The sequence below is a fragment of the Hallella mizrahii genome (assembly GCF_009695775.1).
Classification (GTDB): domain Bacteria; phylum Bacteroidota; class Bacteroidia; order Bacteroidales; family Bacteroidaceae; genus Prevotella; species Prevotella mizrahii.
In genome coordinates this window covers 1-19612 of the sequence record NZ_VUNG01000042.1, presented here as the reverse complement: position 1 = coordinate 19612, position 19612 = coordinate 1, and the positions used below count along the sequence as shown (strand labels likewise).

13 protein-coding genes are annotated in these 19612 nt (G+C 54.8%); 3 read left to right on the top strand and 10 right to left on the bottom strand.

The window, feature by feature from the left end:
• Positions 1-60 precede the first annotated feature (60 nt).
• From FYJ73_RS12935 to FYJ73_RS12915, 5 genes are all read right to left on the bottom strand, one after another.
• Positions 61-1305 (bottom strand): ABC transporter permease, encoded by a 1245-nt coding sequence (locus FYJ73_RS12935; protein ID WP_154535146.1) that lies wholly within the window; start codon positions 1303-1305, stop codon positions 61-63.
• 217 nt (positions 1306-1522) lie between these two features.
• The gene (locus tag FYJ73_RS12930) at positions 1523-2785 is read right to left on the bottom strand and encodes an ABC transporter permease (RefSeq protein WP_154535145.1); all 1263 of its coding nucleotides are present in this window, start codon (positions 2783-2785) and stop codon (positions 1523-1525) included.
• A gap of 84 nt (positions 2786-2869) precedes the next feature.
• Positions 2870-3589, bottom strand: coding sequence for an ABC transporter ATP-binding protein (locus tag FYJ73_RS12925; RefSeq protein ID WP_154535144.1), 720 nt, complete (start codon positions 3587-3589; stop codon positions 2870-2872).
• Between the two features lie 41 nt (positions 3590-3630).
• Positions 3631-5322: an ABC transporter ATP-binding protein gene (locus FYJ73_RS12920; protein ID WP_154535143.1), complete on the bottom strand. Its 1692-nt coding sequence runs from the start codon at positions 5320-5322 to the stop codon at positions 3631-3633.
• Positions 5323-5424: 102 nt separating this feature from the next.
• Positions 5425-6315: an NAD kinase gene (locus FYJ73_RS12915; RefSeq protein ID WP_154535142.1), complete on the bottom strand. Its 891-nt coding sequence runs from the start codon at positions 6313-6315 to the stop codon at positions 5425-5427.
• Positions 6316-6433: 118 nt separating this feature from the next.
• Here FYJ73_RS12915 and FYJ73_RS12910 point away from each other — a divergent pair, with 118 nt between their 5' ends.
• The 3 genes from FYJ73_RS12910 to recG are packed head-to-tail and all read left to right on the top strand — an operon-like array spanning position 6434 to position 9851.
• Entirely contained in the window at positions 6434-7003 is a 570-nt protein-coding gene (locus FYJ73_RS12910) for a DJ-1 family glyoxalase III (protein ID WP_154535141.1), read from the top strand.
• The gene (locus tag FYJ73_RS12905) at positions 7003-7692 is read left to right on the top strand and encodes a 2-C-methyl-D-erythritol 4-phosphate cytidylyltransferase (RefSeq protein WP_154535140.1); all 690 of its coding nucleotides are present in this window, start codon (positions 7003-7005) and stop codon (positions 7690-7692) included. The genes FYJ73_RS12910 and FYJ73_RS12905 overlap by 1 nt, the downstream gene beginning before the upstream one ends.
• A gap of 23 nt (positions 7693-7715) precedes the next feature.
• Positions 7716-9851 (top strand): ATP-dependent DNA helicase RecG, encoded by a 2136-nt coding sequence (recG, locus tag FYJ73_RS12900; RefSeq protein WP_154535139.1) that lies wholly within the window; start codon positions 7716-7718, stop codon positions 9849-9851.
• A gap of 1153 nt (positions 9852-11004) precedes the next feature.
• Here recG and ispF read toward each other — a convergent pair.
• The 5 genes from ispF to FYJ73_RS12875 form a co-directional block, all read right to left on the bottom strand.
• Positions 11005-11466 carry a 2-C-methyl-D-erythritol 2,4-cyclodiphosphate synthase gene (gene ispF, locus FYJ73_RS12895; protein ID WP_154535157.1) on the bottom strand — a complete coding sequence of 154 codons (462 nt, stop codon included), beginning with the start codon at positions 11464-11466 and terminating at the stop codon, positions 11005-11007.
• A 664-nt stretch (positions 11467-12130) separates the two neighbouring features.
• Positions 12131-13321 carry a type IX secretion system outer membrane channel protein PorV gene (gene porV, locus FYJ73_RS12890; RefSeq protein ID WP_154535138.1) on the bottom strand — a complete coding sequence of 397 codons (1191 nt, stop codon included), beginning with the start codon at positions 13319-13321 and terminating at the stop codon, positions 12131-12133.
• An 85-nt stretch (positions 13322-13406) separates the two neighbouring features.
• On the bottom strand, positions 13407-16955 hold the full coding sequence (gene porU, locus FYJ73_RS12885) for a type IX secretion system sortase PorU (RefSeq protein ID WP_235899372.1): 3549 nt from the start codon (positions 16953-16955) through the stop codon (positions 13407-13409).
• Between the two features lie 382 nt (positions 16956-17337).
• Positions 17338-17955: a fumarylacetoacetate hydrolase family protein gene (locus FYJ73_RS12880; protein WP_154535136.1), complete on the bottom strand. Its 618-nt coding sequence runs from the start codon at positions 17953-17955 to the stop codon at positions 17338-17340.
• 10 nt (positions 17956-17965) lie between these two features.
• Positions 17966-19264 carry a glycosyl hydrolase 53 family protein gene (locus FYJ73_RS12875; protein WP_154535135.1) on the bottom strand — a complete coding sequence of 433 codons (1299 nt, stop codon included), beginning with the start codon at positions 19262-19264 and terminating at the stop codon, positions 17966-17968.
• Positions 19265-19612 lie beyond the last annotated feature (348 nt).

Genomic DNA, 19612 nt, shown 5'->3' with positions numbered 1-19612 from the left:
TGTAGTTATTTTCTTTTCTGTAGAGTTGGAATCTTATGTAGGTTCTCCCTTACAGAGAGCCTACTCATCTCTCATGGCATCCACCGGCTTGATGCTCATGGCGCGGGCGGCAGGTGCCAGTCCTGCCAGTACGCCGAGCACGCTAAGCAGGGCCATGGCACCGACAGCAGTCCAAAAACTCACTTGGAAATGCGCCTGTACGATGCCGTCGGTGGTGTTGCCCATCTCCAATAGCTGGAGAATAGCCACGGCAAAGAGGATTCCGCTCATGCCGGCCACGATGGTCAGCACGATGCTCTCGGTGATGATCTGTGAGAGCACCATGCGTGGCGTGGCACCAATGGCGCGACGGATACCGATCTCGACAGTGCGCTCGCGAACGGTCACCATCATGATGTTCGACACACCGATGGCTCCGGCCAAGAGCGTGCCGATACCCACGAGCCATACCAGATAGTTAACGCCTTTGAACAGACTGTCGACCATGCCGAAGAGCACTTCGGTGTTGAACACGGTGATGCCTTTCTCGTCCGTGGGGTCTACATGATGTTCGCGGGCGATGATGCCGCGGATGCGGCTGCTGAGCTTGCTGAGCACCACGCCGGGACGGCCTGTGAGACTGATGATGTCTACTTGGTCACCGAGGTTATAGGTCTGTTGCATGAGCGTGATGGGCAGGATGACGCTCTCCTCTGCCGAACCGTTGATGTTCATGTTGCCGGAACTGTAGTCTACGCCGACAACACTGTAGTAGAGCGAGTCGATGCGTACGAGCTGTCCGCAGGGATTGCCGCCGCCGGGGAAGAGCGTCTTATAGATCTTCTTGCCCAACACGCACACCTTGCGGTGCTGCGCCATATCCATCGGGTTGATGTACCGGCCATAGTAGAGGCTGGGCTGCTCCACTTGGGCATAGTCGGGTTCCACACCCTTGACGCTGGCCGTACTCTTCTTGTCACCGAAGACGACCACGCTGCCCCAGCGTGCCACCATCGGCGTGACCACGTCGAGTTCGGGAACCTGTGCTTTGAGTCGGTCTACGTCTTTGTAGACCATGTTCCACTGCCGTCCCTTGCGGAAACCGTCGTAGGGCTTTGTCGTCGGTTGGGCGAAGACGAGTGCCGAGTTAGTGGCAAAGCCTTCGAAGTTCTTGCTCAGTAAGTCCTTCAGTCCGTCGCCCCCGCCGATGAGGGCCACGAGCATGAATACGCCCCAAAACACGCCGAAGCCTGTCAGAAACGAACGGCTCTTGTTGCGCGTCAGCGTGTCGAGTATCTCGCGGTAGGTGTCAATATCAATCCTCATAATGTATAATGTATAATGAGTAATGTATAATGTATAATGTATAATGAGTAATGTATAATGTATAATGAGTAATGTATAGTGTATAATGAATAGTGTATAATGGATCGATACACGCGTTGGTGTGCAACCATTCATCACTCAACATTTAACATTGTATTCACTCATCATTCAACATTCAACATTGTTTTCATTCAACATTGTTTTCATTCAACATTCATCACTCAGCATTGTTCAGTGCTTCTATGGGTCGTATGCGGGCTGCTTTGCGGGCAGGGATGAGGCCGGCAAGCGTACCGGCGACAACCATGACCACCAAGGCCTCTATGCACACGTCAAAGCCTACGGTGGGGTTGAGGAACATGGTGGCTTTGAAAAGTCCGGCATCTACCTGCTCGTGTCCGATGGTAGCATCCATATATTCGTTGGCGGCAATGCCGCAGAGCATGCCGATGTAGCCGAAGAACGTGGTGATGATAATGCTCTCGATGATGATCAGGCGAAGGATAGAGGCCGGCGTGGCTCCGATGGCCTTGCGGATGCCAAACTCGCGCGTGCGCTCCTTGACGGTGATGAGCATGATGTTGCTCACGCCGACAATACCCGACATCAGTGTGAACAGGCCAATGATCCACAGTGCCTTGCGGATGATGCCCATGCCCATGTTCATCTGCATGGCCTGTGTGAAGCGGTTCCAGATCCATACGGCATCCTCGTCGTCGGGGGCGGCATCGTGGTTGGCGTTGAGCGTGGCCTTGTAGCGTTTCTCAAAGGCTTCGTTATCCGCCTCGGTCTGTAAGCCGTGAAACGAGAAGTTGATGTTGTCGACCTTGTCGCCCATCTGGTAGATGATGCGCAGCGTGGAGAACGGCAGGTAAGCGCTGGCGTTCATGCCGGTTTGGTCGCTCTGCGTGATGCCCACCACGCGGAAGGCGAGGCTGTCCATCTTCACGTACTGGCCCACAAGAGCAGCCGGGTCGTGCTCGTTGAGCTCTTTGGCCTGGTCCTCGTTGAGTACGATGACCTTGCGCTGCTGGCTGTTGTCGACGTCGTTGATAAAGCGTCCGTGGAGCATCTCTATCTTGTTGATGCGGGCATGCATGGGCGAGACACCGTCGATCTCGGTGCTGAGGTAGTTCTCGCCATAGGTGATGGTCACGCCGGAGTGGCTTATCTGTGCGTCTATACTGTCAACGTTGGCAGCGAACTTCTGTCGTGTGCTGTTGATGTCCTTGTCCTGCAACTGTATCGGCCTGCCCTCTTTCAGTCCTTTGTATTCCTTGGAGGTCGTGCCGCCTCCCACCGACATGGAGTTGTCGAGGAAGCGTCCCGAGTTGCTCTCCGTGGCGTTGATGAGTCCGTTGCCGGCACCAAGCAGGAAGATAAGCATGAAGATACCCCACGCCACGGCAAAGCCGGTCAAGGCTGTGCGCAGCTTGTTGCGTCTGACGGTTGCCCATATTTCTTCTAAGAGGTCAATCATAAGCGTTCATGTCTGATATCAAGTACTTCTACTATTCTTCTGGTATTGCATTCCTCCCCCTTGGGGGGATAAGAGGGGGGCTTTTTACTTCATCACTCCATTGATACCGAACGGCGATGCGTGGTGGTCGAGGTTTTCCTCTATTTTGCCGATGCGTCCGTCTTTGATGTGTATGATCTTGTTGGTCTCGTTGGCCACGCCGCTCTCGTGTGTGACGACGACAATGGTCTTATGCTCTTCTTCGTTGAGGCTTTTGAGCAGTTCCATCACCTCCACGCTTGTCTTGGAGTCGAGGGCACCGGTGGGCTCGTCGGCGAGGATGACCTTCGGATTGGCGATGAGGGCGCGTGCGATGGCCACGCGCTGCTTCTGTCCGCCCGACATCTCGTTGGGATAGTGGTCGGCCCAGGGCAGCAGGTCGAGGCGCTCAAGATATTCCAATGCCATCTTATGGCGTTTGCGTCGCGACACACCTTGATAGAAGAGCGGGAGCTCTACGTTCTCTACCGCAGTCTTAAAGCCGATGAGATTAAAACTTTGGAAGATGAAGCCGATGAAGTGATTGCGATATTCAGCGGCGCGGCGCTCACTGAGGTCCTTGATGAGTGTGCCGTCGAGGATATATTCCCCACTGTCGTAGTTGTCGAGGATACCTAAGATGTTGAGCAACGTAGACTTTCCGGAGCCCGACGCTCCCATGATGGAGACGAACTCACCCTCCTCGATGTCGAGGCTGATGCCCTTAAGCACATGAAGCGGCTGAGCACCGAAGTAGGTCTTGTTGATATCGTGAAGATGAATCATAGTCTTTTCTTGTTATTTGTGAAGAAGAATCACAGTATTCTTTAATTTCTTACTATTTTCAGTGTCTGGTCGCAGTAGTCGATGACAGCCATACGGTGCGTGACGAAGATGACCGTAGTGTTGCGGTCAGCAAGGATGTTGTTGAGCAGTTGGCGTTCCGTCTCCGGGTCGAGAGCCGAAGTGGCCTCGTCGAGCACGAGGATGCTGCTTTGGCGGAGCAGCGCGCGTGCGATGGCGATGCGCTGTGCCTGTCCTTCCGAGAGTCCTCCCCCTGCCTCGCTGCAAAGCGTGTCGAGGCGGTCGGGAAGGTCGAAGACGAAGTCCGCACAGCTCTTGTGCAGTGCTTCTCTCATCTCCTCTTCCGTTGCCGTCAGCCTGCCCAAGCGCAGGTTGTCGCGGATGGTACCGCTGAGGAGCGTATTGCCCTGCGGCACATAGGCGAAGTTGCAGCGTGTCAGTGGAGTGAGCGCAGTCTCCTGATGGTGGTTGTTATAGATGATGGCCTTTCCCTGCTGTGGAGAGAGCAGTGCTAAGAGAATACGGATGAGCGTCGTCTTGCCGGCTCCCGTCTCGCCGAGAATGGCTGTACACGAGGCAGGTGGGAAGTCAAAGCTCAGATCATGAAGAATCTCACGGCCCTTGTCCTCGTAATGATAGGATACATGTTCGAGACGGATGCCACAAGGCGTATCCAGTCTTACGGGCTCCCCCGTCTCGTCGAGCGGGTCTTCCTCCAGTTCCATCAGTCGCTCGGCGGCGGTGAACACCGATACAGCCTGCGGCACGAGTTTGGTAAGGTTACGTGCCGGTCCTTGTATACGGCCGACGAGTTGCAGAAAGGCGGTCATGCCGCCAAAGGTCAGCGAGCCGCGCGACATGCGTAGGGCAGCCCAGAGAAAGGCGATGAGGTAGCCCAGGCGGAAGCCCAGCCATAGGACGATATTGCTGAAGACAGAGAATACTGTACGGCGCACGACCTTATGGCGCAGTATGCTTTGCGTCTGTTCCAAGCGTTCGGTCATGGGTGTCTCACTCTCAAGCGTCTTGATGAGCATACGGTGCTGGATCGTTTCCTGCATGAGGCTCTGCACCTTAGAGTCGGAAGAGCGTACCTCGCTGGTGAGCCGCCGCATCTGTCGGACATAGATCTTGCTCACAGCGACGAACACGGGGATGATGGCGATGGTGACGATAGCCAGCACAGCATCCATGGCGAAGAGATAGCAAAACGCACCGATGAACATCGCGAGCACGGCGAGCGAGTCGGGAATGGTCTCGGTGAGGAAGGTCACTACATTATTCACATCGAACTCCAGTCGGTTGAGGACATCACCGGAGTGGAACTTCTCTTTGCCGTGCCATTGTGTGCGCAGGATGCGGTCGAGCATCCGTTGCTGCATGCGGTTCTGTGCCCTGATGCCAAGGATGTTGCTCACCCAAGTGCTTGCTATGGTGAGAAGCAGTCCTGCCACCATGAGCAGTGCCATGACGATGACGGCGATGACGATGCGGTGGGGACTGCAGGCATGTCCTTGCAGGGCGGGCGTAGACACGTCGATGGCATGTTGCACGGCTCCTACTTGCGCCAGTGACACCACAACGCCGAGCAGGCCGATGACGGCATTGAGCATGGCTTGCAGCCTGTTGCCACGCCACGCCTGCCACAGCCACTGCACGATGGAGCGGGTGTCGTACTTGGACTTGGGGAGATTGAAGAGATTTCGTATTTTCATCTATGAATAACCAGAGAGGAGTGATCGTATGATATCTGTGAAGAATCAGAGAGAAACGATCGTATTTTTATAGAACAACCTTCGTGGTGAGTCGTCTGATCCTCATTGTTGCCGTTGGTCAGCACCCCACATGAGCTTGTCGCGCAGGGTGGAGAAGTAGTGAGCATTGTGCTGCTTGACGATCTTCACCTGATAGGGTGCCTTGCGGATGATGACCTTGGTTTTGTCCGTGAGTTTTTCTGACCGTCCGTCGATGGCGATAAGGAAGTTGTGGCTACGGCTCTCCACGTCGAGTTCTATCTCGTTGTTGTCATTGATGACGATGGGCCGGATGTTGAGACTGTGTGGTGCCACGGGCGTGATACAGAGGTTTTGCGCCGACGGCACGATGATGGGTCCGCCGTTGCTCAGGCTGTAGGCGGTGCTGCCCGTAGGCGTGGAGATGATCAGTCCGTCGGCCTGGTAGGTGACCAGGTATTCCCCGTCGATGCTGCATCGGACAGATATCATGGCAGCCATGTCGCGTTTGAGCAGTGCGATGTCATTGAGAGCGAAAGGGCAGCCACTGAGTTGTTCGCCGACCGCCTCGGCCTGGATGACAGAGTGCTCCTCTATCTTGTAAGTGTCATTATATATTTCTTCAAAGGCCATGCTCACCTCGCTGGGCAGCACGTCGGCGAGGAAGCCCAGCCTGCCCATGTTCACGCCAAGCATAGGAATGCCTTTCGCGCCGACACGGCTGGCCGCATTGAGGAAGGTGCCGTCGCCGCCGAGCGAGACAGCGAAGTCTGCCGTGAAGTTCTCACCATCGAAGACGTCCGTATGCCAGATGTCGAGATGCTGGTCACGGACCAGAAATTCATAGTAGGGACGGTCGATGAGTACCTCCGCGTCATGAGCTTTGAGGATGTCGGTGATATGCTGTATGGCCACCGACTTCCGCGCTTGGAATGCATTGCCGAAGAGGGCAAAGCGTAAATGCTTCTGTGGCATATCTGTTTGTTTTTGCTTTCTTTATCATGTATTGTTCGTCTGTATGACAAACTTTTTGTATATTTGCATTTGATTCAGTTACAAAAATACGATTATTTATTGAAAAAGGACAATAATCATGGCAAAAGTTTATGAATTTCTTGCCAATGGCTTTGAAGAGATAGAAGCCTTGGCGCCTGTTGACATCCTTCGTCGGGGTGGTGTAGAGGTGCATACGGTGAGTGTGACGGGTTCTGAATTTGTGGAGTCGTCGCACGGCATCACCATCAAGGCTGATCAGTTGTTCACCCGTCCGGAGGACTATCGCGACGCTGACTTGCTGATGATACCAGGCGGCATGCCCGGTTCCACCAACCTCAACGCTCACGAAGGCGTGCGTCAGGCTTTGCTGTGGCAATACAACAGTGGCAGGCGTGTGGCTGCTATCTGTGCGGCACCGATGGTGCTCGGCGGCATTGGCATCCTCAACGGGAAAAAGGCTACCTGCTCACCGGGATTCCAGAAATATCTCACCGGGGCCACCTATACGGCACAACTCTTCCAGGAAGATGGCAATATCATCACCGGTGAGGGACCGGCGGCTACGCTGCCCTATGCCTATCGCATCCTCAGCTATTTCGTCGGTGAGGAGAAAATGCGCGAGTTGCAAAAGAAGATGCAGTATGCTCACCTGATGGAGGCAAAGTGATGGCAGAACAGGACTATGTGATCATCGTCGCCGGCGGCAAGGGTACACGCATGGGCAGTGACGTGCCCAAACAGTTTCTGCCCGTCGGCGGTCGTCCCGTGCTCATGCGCACGCTGGAGCGTTTTCATGACTATGACCCGCTGTTGCGTCTCATCCTTGTCTTGCCCAAGGAACAGCAAAGTTATTGGCGGTCGCTGTGTGAGCAATATGCCTCTGACATTCCTCATCAGGTGGCCGACGGTGGTGCTACGCGCTTCGAGAGTTCGCGCAACGGACTGGCTTTGGTGCCCGACGACGCGTGTGGCGTGGTGGCCATCCACGATGGCGTGCGCCCGTTTGTTGCCAAGGAAGTCATCGACCGTTGTTTCGAGGCAGCCCGTGAGGACTATGCGGCGATTCCCGTGTACGCTGTCACCGACACGCTGCGCTATGTCGACGAGCAGGGGGGTGGCCGCAATGTGCGCAGGTCGGACTATCGTGTGGTGCAGACACCGCAGGTCTTCGACATCACGCTGGCCAAGCAGGCGTTTAAACAGCCTTATCAGGAGAACTTCACCGACGATGCTTCGGTCATCGAGGCCATGGGCTGTCAGGTGGCAATGGTAGAAGGCAATCGTGAGAACATTAAGCTCACCACGCCATTTGACCTTGCCGTCGCTGAGGCACTCATCAAAGAGCAACTCGTGTAGCGTTATCTATATAATAAGGTGGTATGACAGACATACTGAGTCAGGACATCATGTATTTGCCAGGGGTGGGGCCTCATCGCAAGGACCTGCTCGACAGTCAGCTTCATATCAAGACATGGGGCGACCTGCTCGGCTATTACCCTTACAAATACGTAGACCGTACAAAGTTCTATCGCATCGCGGAGTTTCAGTCCCCGATGCTCTTCGACAATGTGGCAAGTGCTGGCTCTTTGCCTTTCGTACAGATCAAAGGGCGCATTCTCAGCTTTGACACTTATTCCGATCCGGGACAGAAGCGTCGTGTGGTGGCTCACTTCTCCGATGGCAGCGGCGTCGTCGACTTGGTATGGTTCCATGGCTTGCGCTATGTCACCCAGACCTATAAGATCGGACAGGAGTATGTCGTCTTCGGACGTCCCACTATCTTCCAACAACGATGGCAGTTTGCCCATCCCGACATGGAAAAAGTCGGGGAGACCAATGTCACCGAGATGGGCATGCAACCTTACTATATGACTACGGAGAAGATGAAGGACCGTGGCATGACATCGCGATCGTTGGAGAAGATGACGAAGGCACTTGTCACACGCATCCCTCAAGGTGCGATTCCCGAGACCTTGCTGCCCGAACAGCTCAGCCGTCTGCATCTCATCGGACGCGAGGAGGCTCTGCGCAAGATCCACTATCCGCAGTCGATGGACGACGTGCAGCGTGCGCAGATGCGGCTGAAGTTTGAAGAACTCTTCTACGTGCAGCTCAACATTCTGCGCTATACCTCGGAGCGCCGCAAGAAATACCAGGGCTATGTTTTTAAGCGCATCGGCCCGCTCTTCAACGACTTCTATCGCGACAACCTGCCTTTTGAGCTTACCGGCGCACAGAAGCGTGTCATGCATGAGATCCGTGCCGACCTCTGCTCGGGGCGTCAGATGAACCGTCTGTTGCAAGGTGACGTGGGTTCGGGCAAGACGTTGGTGGCACTCATGGCCATGCTCATCGCGCTGGACAATGGATTCCAGGCTTGTATCATGGCTCCCACGGAGATCCTGGCCGAACAGCATCTGGCCACGATCCGCGAGTTCTTAAAGGACATGCCCGTGCGCGTGGAGCTGCTCACCGGTATCGTCAAGGGCAAGAGACGCCGGGAAGTCCTTGGTGGACTGCTCGACGGCAGTGTCAACATCCTGGTGGGTACCCATGCGATCATTGAGGACACCGTACAGTTCCATCGTCTCGGTTTGGCCGTCGTCGATGAGCAGCACCGCTTCGGCGTGGCGCAGCGTGCCAAGCTATGGTCCAAGAGCGATAACCCGCCGCATATCCTTGTGATGACTGCCACGCCGATACCGCGTACGCTGGCCATGACGCTCTACGGTGATCTCGACGTGAGCGTGATCAATGAGTTGCCGCCGGGACGCAAGCCGATCGTCACCATTCATAAATATGACAACCAGATGACGAGCCTCTACCAGGGTATCCGGCAGCAGATCCACCAGGGACGGCAGGTGTATGTCGTCTTCCCCTTGATAGAGGAGAGCGAGAAGATGGACTTGAAAAACCTGGAGGATGGCTTCAAGGCTCTGTGTGACGTGTTTCCGGAGTTCAGCCTGAGCAAGGTTCACGGGCGCATGAAACCGGCAGAGAAAGAGGCGGAGATGCAGAAATTTCTCAAGGGCGAAACACAAATATTAGTAGCCACCACGGTGATAGAGGTAGGGGTCAACGTGCCCAATGCCTCGGTGATGGTGATCCTTGATGCCCAGCGTTTCGGCCTTTCCCAGCTCCATCAGTTGCGCGGACGTGTGGGAAGAGGTGCCAAACAGAGCTATTGCATCCTTGTGACCAACTATAAGCTGTCGGAGGAGACGCGCAAGCGCATCGACATCATGTGCGATACCAACGATGGCTTCCGCATTGCCGAGGCTGACCTGAAGCTGCGGGGGCCTGGCGACTTGGAGGGCACGCAGCAGAGCGGCATCGCCTTTGACCTGAAGATCGCGGACATCGCGCGAGACGGACAGCTCGTTCAGCTGTCGCGTGACGAGGCTCAGAAGATCATCGATGGCGACCCGGAGTGTAATCTCCCGGCGAATGCGCTCCTGTGGAATCATCTGCGGGAACTAAGAAAGACGAATGTCAACTGGGCGGAGATATCGTGAGAAAAGAAGCCTCACCCCCTTGCCCCCCTCCAACAGCCTCACCCCCTTGCCCCCTCTCCAAGGGAGAGGGGAGTAAAATGATGGATAAACAATTCCAACGCGGGGCCAGATGGGTGTGAATAGAGGACGAATGGGATTACAAAGGCGGCCCTTTGTGTTCTCTGCGTCTTTGCGAGAGATAAAGCCTGCGAGTTGTTTTAGCGTTAACGCCTGCTTTCGTTATTGGGACACCCAAGTTCCAAAATTGGTGACTATATCGGCCCACTCATATGTTTTCGGGGGTCATCCCCGCCCTAACCCTCTTATCTGTAATATTCTCACACAGAGATCTCTACCCGTGACGCACTGGATATTTTCCGTGGAATCATAGTGAGAGGAAATATAAATCTTTATACTGCCATTATCGCTTTGGCATTTTCAAACGGAAAAGAGAAAAGAAAATCATGGTCATGCTTATGCTCCCCAAGGAGCAATGGGTCTAAAGCTATGGGGTAGTCTTGTGAGCAAGCTCGCCGCCTACCCCATAGCTTTAGACCCACACCTTTGGTGTCAAGCCTGCCCATGACGAAAATCGCTAACGCGTAAAATTGCCCCTTGGGCATAAAATCCTGCGGCCGGAAGATAGTCCATAGCGTCTTGAAAGTCTGCTATGCTGCTTGTGTTCTGTTGGGCGGTATCATATTTTATGCGTCTTGGCGCAATTTATTATTTTATGCGTCTTGGCGCAATTAGTTATTTTATGCGCCTTGGCGCAATTTATTTTATGCGCTCTGCGCAATTTTACGCGATAGCGATTTTCGTCACGGGCAGGCTTTGTCCCCCGTAGGGGGGTGGTGCTGAGGTGATGGGGGCAGCCGACGAGCTTGCTCGTAAGGCTGTCCCCATCACCTCAGCACCATAGCTCCATGGGGAGCTAAAGTCTGTACGTGACTATTTTCCAAAAACTGATTCTCGATTTAGGGTGACGCATTGACGAAGTCAGTGAATAACTGTTTAGTTATATAGAAGCCGACATGTAGGAGGCACGGCATCTTGCCGTGCAAGGGGGTGCGGCGGGGACGCCACACCTCCTACTACGAAGTCAGGAAATGAAAAAGACGACTTAGGGTTATTCATGGTGTGTCCCTTTCAGGGACATAAGCACTACCCCTTTTTACTTCTTAGCGATCAGTGCCACAGCATAGGCACTGATGCCTTCCTCACGTCCAGTGAAGCCGAGCTTCTCGGTCGTGGTGGCCTTGATGCTGATTTGGTCCTCATCACAGCCGATGACCTGTGCCAGACAAGTCTTCATCGCCGGTATGTGTGGGTTGAGTTTTGGATGCTCAGCACATACCGTAGCGTCGATGTTGCCAAGGACATAACCTTTGTCAGCCAACAGTTCCATTGTCTTTTTTAGAATGATCTTACTGTCCATGTTCAGCGTCTTGTCGCTGGTGTCAGGAAAGTGATAGCCGATGTCGCGCAGATTGGCAGCACCGAGCAGCGCGTCGCAGATGGCGTGGATGAGCACGTCGGCGTCGCTGTGTCCCAGTAGTCCTTTGCTATGTTCGATCTTGATGCCGCCGAGCCAGAGGTCGCGGCCTTCGACAAGTTGATGGACATCATAGCCCATGCCCACACGAGGGAAAAGACTCTCTTCCCCTAGCCCCCTCTCCCTGGAGGGAGAGGGGGAATTGCGATACCCATTCTCTCCGATACTATTCTCGTTTTCTATATTATGTTTGGTATTGTTCATATTATGTTTGGTATTGTTCATATTATGTTTGGTATTGCTCATATTATGTTTGTATGATAGTATTAATATTGATAGTTATTCTTCCTCACAGCATATATCCCGAACGGGGTATTGATGGTATCGCATTCCCCCCTCTCCTCGCCCTTGGAGTATAAGGAAGCAAAGTTTTTGGCCGAACGGGGTATTGATGGTATCGCATTCCCCCCTCTCCTCGCCCTTGGAGTATAAGGAAGCAAAGTTTTTGGCCGAACGGGGTATTGATGGTATCGCATTCCCCCCTCTCCTCGCCCTTGGAGAATAAGGAAGCAAAGTTTTTGGCCGAACGGGGTATTGATGGTATCGCATTCCCCCTCTCCGCGCCCTTGGAGAATAAGGAAGCAAAGTTTTTGGCCGAACGGGGTATTGATGGTATTGCTATTCCCCCTCTCCGCGCCCTTGGAGTATAAGGAAGCAAAGTTTTTGGCCGAACGGGGTATTGATGGTATTGCAATTCCCCCTCTCCCTCCAGGGAGAGGGGGGTAGGGGAAGAGAGTCTTTTTTTTTATCTCCTATGCAGTAGATCCTTGATGCCGTCCATGTCGAAGCTCAGAGACAGACGAAGCGTCTGGTCGAGCGGGTTGGTCTTGGCTGTGGCGATGACATAGCCCGCGTCGAGCGAGAAGACGCTCATCTTGAAGCCCGCACCGACGGTGAAGTATTTCATGTTGCCCTGACTCGGATCCTGATGATGATAACCGGCGCGAAGCGAGAACTTATCGTTGTAGGTATATTCCGCACCTACGCTCCACTGTATCTCTTTCATCTCGCCTTTGAAGCCTTCTGGCGAGTCGCTGAAGCTCTTGAAGATACCGCTGATGCTCGACGTGTTGTTGTAGTGCTCATGCACCCACTGGTCGTAGCCTTGATTATCGCTGAGTCCCGTCTCCTTGGTATACTGCTCCATGGTTGGCGGTGTGGGCACCAGAAACTTGTTGGCATCCAAAGCAATGGAGAACTTGTTGTATTCGTCGATAGGTACCATCAGCGAAGTGCCCAGTCGTAGGTTGGTAGGCAGGAACTCAGCGGCATCGGAACCGCTGAACGTGATCTTACTACCAATGTTCGAGATGTTGAGACCGAAGGCCAGCTGACACTCGCGTGATCCGATGGTAGGATAAGTCTGGTAATACGCCGAGAGATCCGCGGCGAATGCCGATGCCGGCGAGTTGTCCTCACTGGTGTAGTCATTGCGCAGGTCGGAGTAGATCCAGCGCAGTGTGGCGGCGATGGAGAACTTCTCACTGAGCATGAGCGAGTAAGAAGCGTCGATGGCCATCTCGTAGGGATTGACGGTCATGGCGTTGTCTGCATCGCTGGTCTGCACCTCACCGAGAGAGAAATAGCGCAGAGAACCCGACACGGCACTATGCTCACCGATGCGATAGTATCCGGCGAGATAAGCCTGGTCGATGTCGTTGACGAGTTGGCGGAGCCACGGCGTATAGTTCAGCGCCACACCGGCACGGCTGATGGTAAACGGATACTTAGCCGGGTTCCAGTGCTGCGAGTTGACATCCGGGTCTGTTGCCGCTCCGGCGTCACCCAAGGAGGCGCCACGGGCGTCGGGCGAGATGGTCTGAGAGATGATGGCATATTGCACAGGGTTGAACTCGTCGAGCTTTTCCTGCGCAAAGGTCCATAGGGGGAGGGCCACAAAGAAGGATGCCAGCGTGATACGTGCTATTCTTGTCATTCTGAGGATGTGCTATATATAATAAGGTGTAGGCTCCGGGGTAGGGGAGCGTGCTACACCTAAATTAACGTAGAGGGTATGTCGATTATTGCCTGACGATGATGAGTTTCTGTGTCTTCGAGGCGTAGCTGCTGCCGTCGGCGCACATGCGCACGCGATAGAGATATACGCCGGTCTGCAGGCGGCAGCCCTGACCGTCGCACAGATCCCAGTCCTTGGTATACGTGCCGAGATTGGTGACGCCGGTGTCGGTATGTTTCCACAGCGTGCGGCCGCTCATGTCGAAGACCTCGATGCACACGTCGACCTTACTGCCCGCCATGTCGTGGTTGACGATGAATGTCGTGGTGTTGTAAGCAGGGTTCTTCGACACGCCAACCGAACTGATCGTCGGTTGCAGGCTCTTTGCCACCACAAAGTCGAGCGTGGCTGTCGACGAGTTGTTGAGGATGTCCCAGGCCCGGAAGGTCAGCGTGTGCTTGCCCGGTTCGAGCGATGGGATGCTGTATGCCGTTCTGCCGCTGGTGTATGATCCGAAGTCATAGGTAAACGCGTCGTTGAGCGAGTAAACCTTGTTGGCATCGCCGTCGATGATGAGCTGCAGGTCGTGACCCACGCCGTTGCCCGTGGCGTTGATGCCGCTGGTGTCACTGATCTCAGCAACAAAGTAGGGGGTACAGTTCACCGTGCCTCCGTTTTGGAATTCCGGTGTGTTGAGATAGCAGAACATTCTCGGGCCTATCGTGTCGGCAGAGGCTGTCGTGGATCCGCCCACGACGAAATGGTCGCTCACGCCGTTGGCAATACTGGTATGCTCCTTGTTGACGGCATAGACATTCACCAGTCCGGTATTGTCGCTGTAGTTGATGTCTATCGGAACAGAGAAGGTGAAGGCAAAGCGTCCCTGCCGGATGCTGTCGGAACCCGTATAGAGAATCTTGTCGCGGCTATAGAAGACGAAGGCAGAGTCAGCCTCGGCACTGTAGTTTTCCTTGCACACGATCTTCTCTTCAGAGTCCCGTACCACGATGGAGGCCACGCCGTTGAAGTTGTCGGCAGTGGTTTTGTTGACGTGTCCGGCAATGCGTGCGATGCTTCCCGCCTTTAACTTCGGTCGTGTGGGCGATGCGGTAGGAATGTCGTTGATCGAGTCGATGACGATACACGGCTCGGGCAGGTTGAGTCTCAGAGCGGGATCGCCGAGCAGCGAGTATTGCAGTTTGTTGACGGTGCGGTCCTGTCCTGTGGTGATCATTTGGTTCTTGGCCTGTCGCTGCGCCTCGCCGAGGGTCAGTGCCTTTCCGTCTTTGCGGCTGAGGACGGCAGTGAGAAAGGCGCGGTTGATGAGCTTATTGTATGAGGCGAGCACCGTGCGCGTGGTACCGAAGAAGGCCACCGCACCACCGTTGGGGTTGACGACGGCCGCCGTGCCGATGTTGTCTTCCACATCGTCAAATGCCATGATGTCGCACGACGCGGTGATCCACAGTGGCAGGTTGGCATTGGAGAAAGTCTGGAAGTCTGAGAGCTTGAGCACACCCTCGTGGGCGATGAGCGTAGCACTACCGTGCCCGGCATAGTCCATGATAAGCGCACCGTTTTGCTGTTGGCGTTTGATGATGGCGGACACCTCGGGGTAGGAGTGTCCCGTGGCAGAGGCCTGCTCGGTATAGGCGTCCCACATCACCTTTTTCAGTACATATTCAGGGTGCAGTGCCTCGATATAGTTGGCATTGTCGTTCTCGTCGTTCATGTGCAGGTTGTTGTTACCGTCGTCGCCCATGAACATCAGTTCGTTTTGCCAGGCTCCCGCGTTGCTGTTCTCGGCATAGGCGATGGTCTTGTCGACCATGACCTTCGCCTCGTCGACACTTGTCACGGGGAATCGTCCCACGGTGATGTCGTCCATGTCTTTGGTCAAGGGGTTGCCGCCCTCACCGTCGTCGAGTCGTGTGAAGAAGCTGTCGTCGACATAGCAGAGCACGGCGTTGAACGAGTTCTCGCTCTCGTGGCAGAGCAGATAGTCATCGGCATTGAGGGTGCGGCAGTCGCTGGTGAGCATGCGGTTGTCCCATACGCCACGGCCGAAGAGCAGCAGATGGCGGGGCAGGTCCGCGTCGGTGGCAGCGCGGTCGTAGAGCATCTTCAGATAGCGGCGGTAGGCGTTGGCATCGGGCGTGCCACTGCTGAACTCATTGTAGAGCTCATCGGCCTTGACGATGCGCACGCGCAGACTGTCGTGTTTCTCGTGGAAGTCAGCCAGTCGCTGTGCCTGCTCCAAGTATTTACCTGAAGTAGGGATGATGATCACCATGTCTGCAGCAGTGTCGGCATGATGGTCTTGGTTGGTGATGGTGCCCACAAGAGAAGGTGTGGGGAAGGTTGTGGTGAGGTCAGGCTTAGGCGCGGGATTGCTCCAAGCCATTGACACATAGTCCAGACGGAGCGGTCCACCATCGGTACACATGATTTTCACGGTGTCGTTGGCGTGCAGCGTGCCGATGGCATAGGTAGCGTAGCTCTCCCCGCCTTTGTTATAGTCGTTGTATTCTCCCCCGCTGAGTTTGATGCTCAGCGTGCCGAGTACCGAGTCGTTGAGCATGATCTGTGCCGTGCTGGCCTGTCCGGCGGTCACCGCCACACTGAGTTTTCCAGTCTTAGACTTTGATATGTTGGAGAGTACGAGCCGCTTGGTGTTGCCTTGGCTGATGGTCTCGCTGTCGAAGAGGTTGCGCCCGCCGTGGTACCACGAGAATCCGTCGACCTCATAGAGACTGTGATAGTCGTCGGCGGTGGGGTAGTTTTTCTTCAGGAAGGTTGTGCTGTCGATGGTTGCCACGTCGTCGCTGCTCTCCGTGAGGAAGTAGTAGCCATAGTCGGAGTAGAAGTTGCGCGTACGTTGTGCGGCCGTGTTGCTGCTCCAGCTCACGGGTCCTTTGGCGTAGAAGAGATGTTTGCCGCCTACGATGCACTGCTCCACCTCGGGCAGGTCGTCAAGCGCCTTGAGCGTGTTGTCGTCGAGAACCTCGTCCTGCAGGTTACCGCCGTAGCCATAGATTTTCACCTTGTTGATGTCAGAGAATCCTGCCTGCCGGACAAGGTCACTGCTGAGCTGGTAGATGCCCGACGCCGGCACGCGTATCTTCACCCATCGGCCGGAGGCTAAGACAGAGTGAGCAGCGTAGCGGTCTGTGTCGGACGATGCTTGTAGAATGTTGGCTTTCGCCATCTGTCGTGCCGGTGCCGCGGCGGCCTTTGCGTCTACACGCAGCATGAAGCTGGCAAGGATCTGGTATCTGCCGTTGCGGTAGACGAGCGGAGAGAACGTCAGCTGTAGGCTGGGACGGCGCCGACTCATCACCACTTGCTGCCCGATGGCGGGCAGTGGGGGTAGTGGCTCACTGCTCAGCCGGTGGTAAGCCTCGATGTCGCTCTGTGCCATATCCACAAACTCGGGATAGAGGATTGTCGGCGTGTACACCGAGTCGGCATAGTTCGTCGGCAGTGCGACGGTATAGGTAAACTGTGGCAGCGTGCTGTCGATGCGCACCTGCTCGTTGGTCAGGTTGAAGAATCGCTGGGCGGAGAGAGGAAGAGTGAGGAAAAGAAGGAGGAGGAAGAAAAGAAGAGACAGAGACCGAGCCCTCTCCCTAGCCCTCCCCCTGGGGGGAAGGAGGGAATACCCCCGAGCCCTCTCCCTAGCCCTCCCCCTGGGGGGAGGGAAAGAGCGGCCGGGTAAAGGGAGAGCCCTCTCCCTAGCCCTCCCCCCGGGGGGAGGGAAAGAGCGGCTGGGTAAAGGGTGGTATATGGGGTCTTTCATTTTTCCTTGTCGTTTAGTCATAGAGAACATAGAGGTTGTAGAGATCATAGAGGACATAGAACTCATCGGTATCTTAGGGTGGGCTCATTCCCTCCCCTTTGGGGGAGGGTTAGGGAGAGGGCTCGGTCTCATTCCCTCCCCCTTGGGGGAGGGCTAGGGTGAGGGCTCGAGGGCTTGGGGGGTATTTCCTCTTCTTTTATTTGCACTTAAACTCCAGCACCTTTCTCTCTTCGAGGTATCCCTCCAAGTGGTCGTCGATATGTACGGGACCCACACCGGCGGGCGTACCTGTGAAGAGGATGTCGCCCGTCTTGAGGGTGAAATACTGGCTGATATAGGCGATGATCTCGTCGATCTTATAGAGCATGTCAGCGGTGCACCCTTCCTGCACGGTCTGCCCGTTGATGTCGAGATGGAAGCGCAGGGCATTGAGATCGCGGAATTTTTCCTTCGGCACCCATTCGCCGAGACAGGCTGCACCGTCGAAGCCCTTAGCGAGATCCCATGGCTGGCCCGCTGCCGACAGCTTGTGCTGGAGCTCACGGGCCGTGAAGTCGATGCCTACCGTCAGCGCGTCGTAGTAGCGGGGGGCGAAGCGCACGGGCACCGTCTTGCCGAGCTTACAGATGCGCACCACCACCTCGGTCTCGTATTCGATGCGTCCCAGATGGTCGGGGATGAAAAACGGCTTATGATCCTTCAGCAGACTGGAGTCGGCCTTGAGGAAGATAACCGGCTCATCCGGTTTCTTTAACGTACCGTGCAACTCTTTATTGTGCGCGGCGTAGTTCATTCCAATGCAGAATATCTTCATACTATGCTGTTTATCTCACGATGATCTTTTTTTGATGATGGATATACACGCCGCTGTCCTTGGGCTGGCTGACGCTGCGTCCACTGAGATCGTAGTAGCTATCGTCGGTCGTCTTCGACGTGTTGACGCTCAGCTGACGGATGGCCGTGGAGGATGTGGCGTACTTTGCCAGTGCCGTGAAGGCTGAGGTGGCGCGTCCGGTGCGGCTGTCGAAGAGCGGGGCGTTATACCAATTGCTGAGGCTTGCGCTGTTTGTCTTTGCGTTGTACTCCGGCCACCACCAGAAGAGTCCGTCTACCTTGCTGTGCTTGTTGAGCATGGCGATGAGGTCGTCGGTGAACAGCTTCTGCCCCTCGTCGCTATACGGCCATGTCTTCGTGTCTTCGTAAGTGGTTCCGGGGACAGCCCAGGCGTAGGGGTATCCAGTCTCCACCACCATGATCTCTTTGTTCGGCCAGCCTGCTTCCAGCTTAGTGATAGCGCCGTCGAGTTCGCTCAGCGCACCATGGAAATAAGGGTAGTAGCTCAGTCCGATGACGTCATAGTCGATGGCGTATGTATTCATCTTGCTGAAGAAGTTGGTAAGTGCCTTATATTCTTTGTTGTCGTTTTGCTGCGAGATGGATACGCGCTCCACGTGCAGGATGATCTTTGCCAATGGACAAGTCTCGCGCACGGCCTTGGTAGCTTGCTTGAGCAGGTTGGCTAAGCGGTCCCAATTGGCTGTTGACGATGGCCAGCACTGCTGCAGAGACCCGTCCGGCCTTCCCCACAGCATGCCGTAGGAGATCTCGTTGCCCGTCTGTACGAGGTCGGGTTCGGCACCGGCGTCTTTCAGTTGTTTCAGCGCGTCGGCAGTATAGCTGTAGACTTTCTCAGCGAGTGCTGCGTCGTCGAGATCCTTCCAAGCTTCGGGTGTCCACTGCTTGGCGGGATCAGCCCATGTGTCAGAGTAGTGTATATCGAGCATCAGCTTCATGCCGGCGTCCTTGATGCGCTTGCCCAAGGCTTTCACCCACGCAAGGTCCTGACAGACGTTGTCGTCCGCGCTCCATGTATAGGGTGCACTGCTGCTGGTGGTCTGCTGCTTTGGGTTGACGAAGAGTCGCACGCGCATGGCGTTCATGCCTACTTGCTTGCTGTATGCGATGAGGTCGCTGATCGACTGTCCGTCGTGGGTGTAGTAGGTGACACCGGCCTGCTCATAGCGGGGTAGCATGGAGATATCGCCGCCGGCGAGTTTCTGCGCACGGGCTGTGCACAGCGATAGCGCGAGGGCGGTAAAGAGAAGATAAGCACGAATGTTCATGTTGCTTGATCGATAATTTTGTGTTATGTATAGAGTGTTACTCTTTAATCTTTCGAATTGATCAGACGGGCATACAATCCAAGAACAGCTCTGCTGTTACGCTCTGTAGTTTCTCTGTCTTTATGCACGTGATGATTATGATGCAAATTTAATCATAAAAAGGGAGAATTCAAAACCGAGCATCTTATTTTTCTTATGAAGATCACTGGATGTTTAGTTTCCCTTAATTCCGCAACACTTTGATTTAACTTTATTTATAAGTACCTGAGCAACAAAAAGTTGCTCAGGATTTTGCCATGTCAGATTTTTCACCTATCTTAGTGTTGCAAATCAAAATATGTATCAAAC

Excerpts from the sequence above, each read along its gene's own strand:
- FYJ73_RS12935 (WP_154535146.1), bottom strand. The coding sequence starts at position 1,305 with ATGAGGATTGATATTGACACCTACCGCGAGATACTCGACACGCTGACG.
- recG (WP_154535139.1), top strand. The coding sequence starts at position 7,716 with ATGACAGACATACTGAGTCAGGACATCATGTATTTGCCAGGGGTGGGG.
- FYJ73_RS12875 (WP_154535135.1), bottom strand. The coding sequence starts at position 19,264 with ATGAACATTCGTGCTTATCTTCTCTTTACCGCCCTCGCGCTATCGCTG.
- FYJ73_RS12925 (WP_154535144.1), bottom strand. The coding sequence starts at position 3,589 with ATGATTCATCTTCACGATATCAACAAGACCTACTTCGGTGCTCAGCCG.
- FYJ73_RS12910 (WP_154535141.1), top strand. The coding sequence starts at position 6,434 with ATGGCAAAAGTTTATGAATTTCTTGCCAATGGCTTTGAAGAGATAGAA.
- FYJ73_RS12915 (WP_154535142.1), bottom strand. The coding sequence starts at position 6,315 with ATGCCACAGAAGCATTTACGCTTTGCCCTCTTCGGCAATGCATTCCAA.
- FYJ73_RS12905 (WP_154535140.1), top strand. The coding sequence starts at position 7,003 with ATGGCAGAACAGGACTATGTGATCATCGTCGCCGGCGGCAAGGGTACA.
- FYJ73_RS12930 (WP_154535145.1), bottom strand. The coding sequence starts at position 2,785 with ATGATTGACCTCTTAGAAGAAATATGGGCAACCGTCAGACGCAACAAG.
- ispF (WP_154535157.1), bottom strand. The coding sequence starts at position 11,466 with ATGGGCTATGATGTCCATCAACTTGTCGAAGGCCGCGACCTCTGGCTC.
- porV (WP_154535138.1), bottom strand. The coding sequence starts at position 13,321 with ATGACAAGAATAGCACGTATCACGCTGGCATCCTTCTTTGTGGCCCTC.
- FYJ73_RS12920 (WP_154535143.1), bottom strand. The coding sequence starts at position 5,322 with ATGAAAATACGAAATCTCTTCAATCTCCCCAAGTCCAAGTACGACACC.
- FYJ73_RS12880 (WP_154535136.1), bottom strand. The coding sequence starts at position 17,955 with ATGAAGATATTCTGCATTGGAATGAACTACGCCGCGCACAATAAAGAG.